Annotated in this window: 9 protein-coding genes; 3 read left to right on the top strand and 6 right to left on the bottom strand. The window is 63.9% G+C overall.

The window, feature by feature from the left end; translation table 11 throughout:
* Window positions 1–125: 125 nt before the first annotated feature.
* Entirely contained in the window at window positions 126–395 is a 270-nt protein-coding gene (locus FCK22_RS11655) for a DksA/TraR family C4-type zinc finger protein (protein ID WP_067262455.1), read from the top strand.
* A gap of 2 nt (window positions 396–397) precedes the next feature.
* Here FCK22_RS11655 and FCK22_RS11650 read toward each other — a convergent pair whose 3' ends face one another.
* The 6 genes from FCK22_RS11650 to FCK22_RS11625 form a co-directional block, all read right to left on the bottom strand.
* Window positions 398–640 carry a hypothetical protein gene (locus FCK22_RS11650; protein ID WP_067262457.1) on the bottom strand — a complete coding sequence of 81 codons (243 nt, stop codon included), beginning with the start codon at window positions 638–640 and terminating at the stop codon, window positions 398–400.
* Window positions 640–2460 carry a M3 family oligoendopeptidase gene (locus tag FCK22_RS11645; RefSeq protein WP_067262459.1) on the bottom strand — a complete coding sequence of 607 codons (1821 nt, stop codon included), beginning with the start codon at window positions 2458–2460 and terminating at the stop codon, window positions 640–642. The genes FCK22_RS11650 and FCK22_RS11645 overlap by 1 nt, the downstream gene beginning before the upstream one ends.
* A gap of 56 nt (window positions 2461–2516) precedes the next feature.
* Window positions 2517–4115, bottom strand: coding sequence for an ATP-dependent DNA ligase (locus FCK22_RS11640; RefSeq protein WP_067262461.1), 1599 nt, complete (start codon window positions 4113–4115; stop codon window positions 2517–2519).
* Window positions 4112–5116, bottom strand: a complete 1005-nt coding sequence (locus FCK22_RS11635) for a ligase-associated DNA damage response exonuclease (RefSeq protein WP_067262464.1) — start codon at window positions 5114–5116, stop codon at window positions 4112–4114. The genes FCK22_RS11640 and FCK22_RS11635 overlap by 4 nt, the downstream gene beginning before the upstream one ends.
* A 70-nt stretch (window positions 5117–5186) precedes the next feature.
* Window positions 5187–6134, bottom strand: a complete 948-nt coding sequence (locus FCK22_RS11630; protein ID WP_067262467.1) for an alpha/beta hydrolase — start codon at window positions 6132–6134, stop codon at window positions 5187–5189.
* A complete protein-coding gene (locus tag FCK22_RS11625) occupies window positions 6134–6424 on the bottom strand; it encodes an SCP2 sterol-binding domain-containing protein (RefSeq protein ID WP_067262473.1) in 291 nt (96 codons plus the stop codon). Before FCK22_RS11625 ends, FCK22_RS11630 begins: the two co-directional genes overlap by 1 nt.
* Before the next feature lie 74 nt (window positions 6425–6498).
* Here FCK22_RS11625 and FCK22_RS11620 point away from each other — a divergent pair, with 74 nt between their 5' ends.
* Window positions 6499–7056: a hypothetical protein gene (locus tag FCK22_RS11620; RefSeq protein WP_067262476.1), complete on the top strand. Its 558-nt coding sequence runs from the start codon at window positions 6499–6501 to the stop codon at window positions 7054–7056.
* A 15-nt stretch (window positions 7057–7071) separates the two neighbouring features.
* Window positions 7072–8500: helicase-related protein (locus FCK22_RS11615; protein ID WP_282705406.1), on the top strand; the 1429-nt coding region annotated here is incomplete at its 3' end.

Below are 8500 nucleotides of genomic sequence, written 5' to 3'. Positions count from 1 at the left end.
GGTTTTTTTGTCTGCGCGACCCCATTTAATAACCCTTGGGGCGGGGGACATATCCCGGGTGAAGCCGTGACAAGCCGCCGCTGCGCCCCATATCTATGAAGTGAACCGCATGAGGAGGGCGCAACATGGCAGGCGGATGGACGCGCGATGGCGCGGTGAGCGAGCAGATCGAAGCCTCCATTTCCGACGAATTGGCGCGGCTGAAAGCGCGCCGCGCGCCGGTGGGCGAGAGCCGCACCCATTGCGCGGAATGCGAAGAGCCGATTCCAGAGGCGCGGCGCATGGCGCTGCCGGGGGTAAAGCTTTGTATCGACTGCGTGCGGGAACGAGACGGGCAGGCGCAGATGCGCGGTGGGATCAATCGGCGGGGCTCGAAAGACAGCCAATTGAAGTGACCTCAAGGCCGTTCTGCCCGCCGTCTGCGGCGAAGAGAGCGCCAGCGCCGAAATAGCCGCACATCCATCGCCGCCACCATGAGGCCAAGCGGCAGCATCCAGAAGCCGAGGATCGGCAAGAACCCGAGGATGCCGCCACAGATGAGCAGCAGGCCGAGCGCAAATCTAAATCCGGGCGGCACCCGCCGCTGAATCCAGACAAAGAAGGGGGCGAACCTTTCTTTCATGCGCTCGGCGCGGGACATCAGTCCTCCATCGCTTCCAATTCGTCGATCATGTCAGAGATCATCGACAGGCCCTTGTCCCAGAATGCCGGGTCGCTGGCATCAAGGCCAAAGGGGGCGAGCAGTTCTTTGTGGTGCTTCGATCCGCCCGCTTTCAGCATGTCGAAATACTTCTCTTCAAAGCCTTCTTCGCCTTCCGCGTAGACAGCGTAGAGCGCGTTCACGAGGCCGTCGCCAAAGGCATAGGCATAGACGTAGAAGGGCGAATGCACGAAATGCGGGATATAGGCCCAGAAGGTCTCGTAGCCCTCCATGTACTCGAATGCCGGCCCGAGGCTCTCGGCCTGAACGCTCATCCACAGCGCGTTGATGTCGTCGGGTGTCAGCTCCCCGCCGCGGCGCGCTTCGTGCAGTTTGCACTCGAAGTCATAAAAGGCGATCTGGCGCACGACCGTGTTGATCATGTCCTCGACCTTGCCGGCCAGCAGCACCTTGCGCTCGGCTTGGGTCTGGGCCTTGTCGAGCATCTTGCGGAAGGTCAGCATCTCGCCGAAGACCGAAGCGGTTTCGGCCAGTGTCAGCGGCGTTGAAGACAGCATTTCGCCCTGATCGGCGGCCAGCACCTGGTGCACGCCGTGGCCCAGCTCATGCGCGAGCGTCATCACGTCGCGCGGTTTGCCGAGGTAGTTCAGCATCACGTAGGGGTGCACGTCCGTCACGGTGGGATGCGCGAAGGCCCCGGGCGCCTTGCCCGGCTTCACGCCCGCGTCGATCCAGCCCTTGGTAAAGAACGGCTTGGCCAATTCGCCCATGCGCGGATCGAAGGCGTTGTAGGCCTCCATCACGGTCGCTTCGGCCTGTGCCCAGTCGACCACCTTGGGGTCTTCCATCGGCAGCGGCGCGTTGCGGTCCCAGACCTGCATCACGTCAAGGCCCAGCCACTTGCGCTTGAGCTCATAATACCGGTGGCTCAGCTTCGGATAGGCTTCGACCACCGCGTTACGCAGCGCCTCGACGACCTCGGGCTCCACGTGGTTGCTGAGGTGACGGCCCGTCTGCGGCGTCTCCATACCGCGCCAGCGGTCGATGACCTCTTTCTCCTTCACTTGCGTGTTGTGCACCCGGGCGAAGGTGCGGATGTTGCGGCCCAGCACATTGGCCAGTTCCCGCGCACCCGCCTCGCGCTTGGCGCGGTCGGGGTCGGTCAGCAGGTTCAGCGTGCCTTCGATGTTGAGCGTCTCGCCATCGACCTCGAACTCCAGCCCGGCGATGGTCTCGTCGAACATCCGCTCCCATGCGTCGCCGACGACGCCAAGGTCATGCAGGAACTTCTCCATCTCGTCCGACAGTTGGTAGGGCTTCATCGCGCGGATGCGGTCGAAGACGGGCTTGTAGCGCGCGAGGTCGGGGTTCTCATCCAGCAGTTTGGCGAGGTGATCGTCGGGCAGCTTGTTGAGCTCCAGCGTGAAGAAGACCAGCGGCGTGGTGTAGTCTGTGATTTTCTCCTGCATGTCGGACATGAACTTGGCCCGGCCCGCGTCGGTGGTCTGCTGGTAGTAGCGTAGGCCCGCGAAGGACATGATGCGCCCGGCGACCTGATTGATTTTCTCGTTGCGCAGCACGCAGTCGAGCAGACCCTTGGCATCCAGCGTGGCCAGATTGCCTTCGTAATCGGCGGCGAAGCTGGCGCAGGCTTCCTCCAGCCAGTCGAGGTCGCGTTTCAATTCGGGCGCGTCTTCACTGGTGTAGAGATCGCTCAGATCCCATTCCGGCAGATCGCCAAGGTCTTTGCCCCCGGCGCTGGCGTTGGCATCGTGAAGCGGGAAGGGAAGCTGAAACATCGGTGTACCTCATTTGCGTTTCGTCACATCTATGCCTCCGGGCGGGCCGGAACAACCTATCCGTAGATGCGCAGCATTTCTTTCAGATCGTCGAGGGTGTTGGCCTCTTGCAGGGGCTTGTCCTTGCGCCAGCGCAGCATCCGCGGAAAGCGCAGGGCGACGCCGGATTTATGGCGCGGGCTGGGCTGGATGCCCTCGAAGGCGATCTCGAAGACGTGGTGCGGCGTAACCTGCCGCACGGGGCCGAAGCGCTGCTGCGTGTTCTTGCGCACCCATGCGGTGATCTGGCGGAACTCGGCATCGGTGAGGCCGGAGTAGGCCTTGGTGAAGGGCACCAGATCGTTGCCGTTCCAGACCGCGAAGGTGAAATCGGTAAAGAGGTTCGCGCGGCGGCCCGAGCCTGATTGCGCGTAGATCATCACCGCGTCGATGGTCAGCGGGTCGAGCTTCCATTTCCACCAGTCGCCCTTCTTGCGGCCCGAAAGATAGGGGCTGTCCGCGCGTTTCAGCATCAGCCCCTCGGCCTGCGCCTCACGCGCCGTTTCGCGCAGGGTGGCCAATTCGGCCCAGTCGGTGAACTGGTGTTGGGGCGAGAGGCGCACGGGTGCGTCTTCAGACAGATCGGCGGCGGCCTCTTCCAGCAGGGCGCGGCGCTCGGCAAAGGGGCGGTCGCGGATGTCTTCGCCCTGCCATTCCAGCAGGTCGTAGGCGTGCAGCACGACAGGGGCTTCCGTCAGCAGCTTCTTCGGCACCGTTTTGCGTCCGATGCGGGCTTGCAAAGCATTGAAGGAGGAGGGGAATTCCGCGCCCGCCTGCCATACCAGCAATTCGCCGTCGAGCACCGTGCCCGGGGGCAGGTGATCGGCGGCGCGGGCCAATTCGGGGAAACGGTCCGTCATCAACTCCTCGCCGCGCGACCAGACGAAATAGTCGCCGTCGCGCAGGATGAGCTGGCCCCGGATGCCGTCCCATTTCCACTCCGCCCGCCAGTCCTCAGGTTCGCCCAAGCCTTCCGGCCCGTCCTCCAGCGCATAGGCGAGGTAGAAGGGGTAGGGGCGCGAGGCGTCGGCGCTGGCGTCTTCGGCCTCGATCAGGCTGTGCCATGTGACGTCGTCGGGGTGCCAATTGCCCATCAGACGGTGCGCCATCTCCGCCTCGGGCCGCCCGGTGGCGCGCGAGAGGGCGCGGGTCATCAGCTTCTGGCTGATGCCGATGCGAAAGCCGCCGGTGATGAGCTTGTTAAAGAGGAACCGTTCGGTGCCGCCGAGTTGCTGCCACGCCGACAGCACGAATTCCTTGCGCGCGGCGTCGTCGACGTCTTTCAACCCGCGCAGGGCGTTGATCCACGAGGTGAGCGTGCCGGTGTCCTCGCTCTCCACCGGTGGCAGGACCAGCGCGATGGTCTCGGCCAGATCGCCGACGATGGCGTAGCTATCCTCGAAAAGCCACAGCGGCACGCCGGAGGCCTCGGAAGCCCATTCGCGCAGGCGCGTGATTGTCACGGCGCGTTTCGGGCGGCGGCCCGAGAAGAGCGCGACGGTCCAGAGGCGGTCACCCTCGGCGGCCGTAGTGAAATATTCGGCCAGCGCGGCCACTTTCACCGTGGTCTTGGTGGTCTGGTCGACGGCGTTGAAAAGCGCGGCAAAATCCTTCATTCGCTGTCGCCCCCGTCGCCTTCGAACTGGGTGGGCACGACTTCGGCGTTCCAGCCCTGATCGTTCAGGTATCGCGTGAAGATATCCGTGTAACCATGCGTGACATATATGTTTTCCGCCCCGGTCTCGCGGATCGCCCAGAGCAGCCCATGCCAATCCGCATGGTCCGAAATGACAAACCCCCGGTCCCCCGCACGCCGCCTGCGCACCCCGCGCAGCGTCATCCAGCCCGAGGCGAAGGCGCTCTCCTGCGCGCCGAACCGCCGCGCCCATTGGCTGCCAAGTGCCGAGGGCGGGGCCAGCACCAGCGCGCCGGGATGTTCTTTAGGCGCCAGTTCGGGCGTGACCAGCGTGGTCTCGGGTAGCGCGATGCCTTGGCCGCGCAGCACCTCGTTGGTGTTCTCCACCGCCGTATGGGTCAGGATCGGCCCGATTTCGGAGTCGAGCATCGACAGGAGCCGCTGTGCTTTGCCCAGCGAATAGGCCCCGAGGAAGGCAGTCTTGCCCGCCGCCTTGCAGCTCGCCCACCAGTCGTTGATCTGTGCGGCCACCTCGGCCTGTGGGGCCCAGCGGAAGACCGGCAGGCCAAAGGTGCTCTCAGTAATGAAATGGTGGCAGCGGACCGGCTCGAAAGCCTCGGACATGCCATCGTCGATCACCTTGTAGTCACCCGAGGCAACCCAGACCTCGCCACCGACCTCCACCCGGATCTGCGCGCTGCCGGGGACATGGCCCGCGGGGTGGAAAGAGACCGTGGCCCCGCCGATCTGGCGCGTCTCGCCATAGGCGATGCCCTCGATGGCGATCTCGCCCAACCGGTGGCGCATCACCGGGAGCGCGGCATGGGTAGCCAGATAGCTGCCCATGCCGTCACGGGCATGGTCGGCGTGGCCATGGGTGATCAGCGCCCGGGCGACGGGGCGCCAAGGGTCGATGTAGAAGTCACCAGCGGCGCAGTAGATGCCGTTTTCGGTGAAGCTGAGGACGGGGTCGCGTGTCATCCCAAGCAATCTAGGCGGCGCGGGCCGATTGCACAGGAAAATGACGCGGGCGCGGGGTTAAGGCGCGGGGTTAACCGGTGATATTGCCCAGATAGAGCTTTTCCAGCCCGTCGAAGATCGGCTTGCGCAACTCGGGCCTCTCCAACAGCACCTCATGCTCGCCGCCCGGTACGATCTCAAGCCGCCCGCCTTTCCACTGCGCCATGCGCTTGTGGACGCGGTCGGTGGCGACGATACGCTCGTTGCTGCCAAGGTAGGTGATACAGGGAATGTTGGGCGCGGAGCGTCCGGCGAGGTGTTTCGTCTCGGCCAGTGCCTCGCGCAGCCAGACGAAGCTCGGGCCGCCGAGGCTTAGCTCCGGGTGGGCGGCCAGTTGATCGCGCATCATGTCGTACATCTGCGGATCGGTGGTCAGCAGGTTGTCCTCGAAAGGGGCGATGGCAGGGTAGGCTTCGATCTTGGTGCCCGGCGGCAAGCGGTGGCCCTGTCCGACGCGGGGCATGAATTGCGCCAAGGACCACGCCAGCGCGCGCAGATGCGGGACGACATAGATGCCCCACATCGGGCCGGTGAAGGCGACGGCCTGCACCGGCAGCCCTTCCATCACGGCACGCAGGCCGATGCAGCCGCCCATGGAATGGGCCAGCAGGAAATAGGGGCGCGGCAGGTTCAGGCTGCGCGCGGCGCGCAGCATGGCGGCAACGTCTTTTTGATAGTCGCTGAACACATCCACATGGCCGATGCGGGTATCTGGCAACAGCCGGTCCGACAGACCCTGACCGCGCCAGTCGATCGCCATGGTGGCAAGGCCGCGCCGCGCGAAATCGGCGGCGCAAAGCCCGTATTTTTCGATATATTCAGTCCGCCCCGGGAAGAGCAGCACCGTGCCCCGCGCGCCTGCGCAGGGCCAATGACCCAGCCTGATCCGCTTGCCATCCGATGTCTCAGCCCAATGGGCTTGGCCCCCATCGGGGCCGGGGGCGATATCGGTGTAGAGCGGGGCCGGGTCCAGATGCATCAGCCGAGAACAGCGGCGAGCTTCATCGCCATGCCCATGTCGCCGTCGATCTTGAGCTTGCCGGTCATGAATGCGGATGTGGGGTTGGTGTCGCCTTCGAGGATGGACTGGAAGGTTTCGGCATCCGCGCTCAGCGTCACGTCGGCCTCTTCGTCCGCCGCGCGGGCGCCGTTTTCGTCCATCATCACGGTGCCTTCACCTTCGATGTCGAACTTGGCCGTGCCGTCAAAATCGCTGCCGGCCAGCTTTTCGTTCAGCACCACTACCGCTTCGTTCACAATATCGCTCATCGCTCGCCCTTTTTTGGCATTTGGCCCCGCTACGTCTGGAATTGCGGCGGCAGCCTGTTACATTCAGTTTTGTTATGCGCATCATACCCGTCAACCTCAAACATACCGTTGCGGCAGTTGGTAGCTTTGTGTTGCTTGCGGGCATGGCCGTGGCCGAGAAGGCCCCGCCCGAGCTGATGCAAAAGCTGCGCGAGGCCCCGGCGGAGGAGGCCCCCAGAATCGCCCATGAGATCGAGGCGCATTGGCAGCGCTCCGGTTCGGCTGCGATGGATTTGCTGCTGACGCGGGGGCGGGAGGCGATGGCGGATGGCGATGCACGTTTGGCGATCGAGCATTTGACCGCGCTGACCGATCACGCCCCCGGATTCGCCGAAGGGTTCCATGCCCGGGCGCAGGCCTATTACGGGGCCGATCTCTATGGCCCCGCGCTGGATGATCTAGAGCGGACGCTGGCGCTGAACCCCGACAATTACAATGCGATCTTCGGCCTTGCCGTGATGATACAGGAGTTCGGAGATCTGGGCCGCGCGGCCGCACTTTACCGCAAGACGCTCGCCCTCAACCCGCATCACGAAGACGCCCGCGCGGCCCTTGAAGGGCTGCGCCGGGACGGCATCGGGCGCGAGCTTTAATTCAAGGATAGACAGGTGGCAGGCAACAAGCGCGTCGTGGCCGTTCTCGGCCCGACAAATACCGGCAAGACGACCTATGCAATCGAACGGATGCTGGCCCATCGGACCGGGGTAATCGGCCTGCCGCTGCGGCTTTTGGCGCGTGAGGTATATGACCGGATCGTCAAGGCGCGCGGTCCCTCGGTGGTGGCGCTGGTCACGGGCGAAGAGCGGATCGTGCCACCGCGCACGCAGTATTGGGTGTGCACTGTCGAGGCGATGCCGCAGGAGATGGGTGCGGATTTCGTGGCCATCGACGAGATCCAGCTCTGCGCCGATCCCGAGCGTGGCCATGTCTTTACCGACCGTCTGCTGCGCGCGCGGGGCCTGCATGAGACGCTGTTCATGGGGGCCGACACCATGCGCGGCACCATCGCGGCGCTGGTTCCGGGGGTCGATTTCATGCGCCGCGACCGGATGAGCGAATTGATCTATGCAGGTCAGAAAAAGATAAGCAGGATGAAGCCGCGCAGCGCAATCGTCGGCTTTTCGGTTGAGAATGTATATGCCATCGCCGAGCTCATCCGCCGCCAAAAGGGCGGTGCGGCGGTGGTTATGGGCGCACTCTCTCCGCGCACGCGCAACGCGCAGGTGGCGATGTATCAGAACGGAGAGGTCGACTATCTGGTCGCCACCGATGCCATCGGCATGGGGTTGAACCTTGACGTCGATCATGTGGCCTTCTCGGCGCTCAGCAAATTCGACGGGCGGCGGATGCGGCCCTTGGCCCCGAATGAACTGGCGCAGATCGCGGGCCGGGCAGGGCGCGGGTTCAAATCTGGCACCTTTGGCACCACCGGGGACGCGCCTGCGCTGGACGATCACGTTGCCCGCGCGATCATGGATCACAACTTTACCCCGCAGAACAAGATCAACTGGCGCAACCACGCTTTGCAATTCGGCAGCATTGACCGCCTGATCAGGACCTTGGAAATGCCGCCCGAAGACGAGCGGCTGGTCAGGGCGCGGGAATCCGACGATCTGAGGGCACTCAAGGCGCTGGCGCAGGTGGATGAGGTGTTTGCCCGGGCCACGGATGGCGCTTCGGTGCGGCTCCTGTGGGATGTCTGCCGCATTCCCGATTTCCGCGGCATCAGCCATGCGGAACATGCGGGGCTGCTCGAGACCATTTTCAACGATCTGCACCAGCGCGGATATATCCCCGATGATTGGCTCGCACGACAAATCAAACGAATTGATCGAACCGATGGCGACATTGATGCGTTGTCCAAACGACTCGCGTTTATTCGCACATGGACCTACGTTGCGCAGCGCAAGGGCTGGACAAAGGACGAAAGCCATTGGCGCGACACGACGCGTGTCGTAGAAGACCGCTTGTCGGACGCTCTGCATGAGCGTTTGACTCAAAGATTTGTAGATCGGCGCACAAGTGTATTGCTGCGCC

The organism is Sulfitobacter sp. 15WGC, assembly GCF_005068605.1.
Classification (GTDB): Bacteria; Pseudomonadota; Alphaproteobacteria; order Rhodobacterales; family Rhodobacteraceae; genus Sulfitobacter; species Sulfitobacter faviae.
This window is presented reverse-complemented; position numbering and strand designations above follow the sequence as displayed.

Excerpts from the sequence above, each read along its gene's own strand:
- FCK22_RS11620 (WP_067262476.1), top strand. The coding sequence starts at position 6,499 with ATGCGCATCATACCCGTCAACCTCAAACATACCGTTGCGGCAGTTGGT.
- FCK22_RS11655 (WP_067262455.1), top strand. The coding sequence starts at position 126 with ATGGCAGGCGGATGGACGCGCGATGGCGCGGTGAGCGAGCAGATCGAA.
- FCK22_RS11630 (WP_067262467.1), bottom strand. The coding sequence starts at position 6,134 with ATGCATCTGGACCCGGCCCCGCTCTACACCGATATCGCCCCCGGCCCC.
- FCK22_RS11640 (WP_067262461.1), bottom strand. The coding sequence starts at position 4,115 with ATGAAGGATTTTGCCGCGCTTTTCAACGCCGTCGACCAGACCACCAAG.
- FCK22_RS11625 (WP_067262473.1), bottom strand. The coding sequence starts at position 6,424 with ATGAGCGATATTGTGAACGAAGCGGTAGTGGTGCTGAACGAAAAGCTG.
- FCK22_RS11635 (WP_067262464.1), bottom strand. The coding sequence starts at position 5,116 with ATGACACGCGACCCCGTCCTCAGCTTCACCGAAAACGGCATCTACTGC.
- FCK22_RS11645 (WP_067262459.1), bottom strand. The coding sequence starts at position 2,460 with ATGTTTCAGCTTCCCTTCCCGCTTCACGATGCCAACGCCAGCGCCGGG.
- FCK22_RS11650 (WP_067262457.1), bottom strand. The coding sequence starts at position 640 with ATGTCCCGCGCCGAGCGCATGAAAGAAAGGTTCGCCCCCTTCTTTGTC.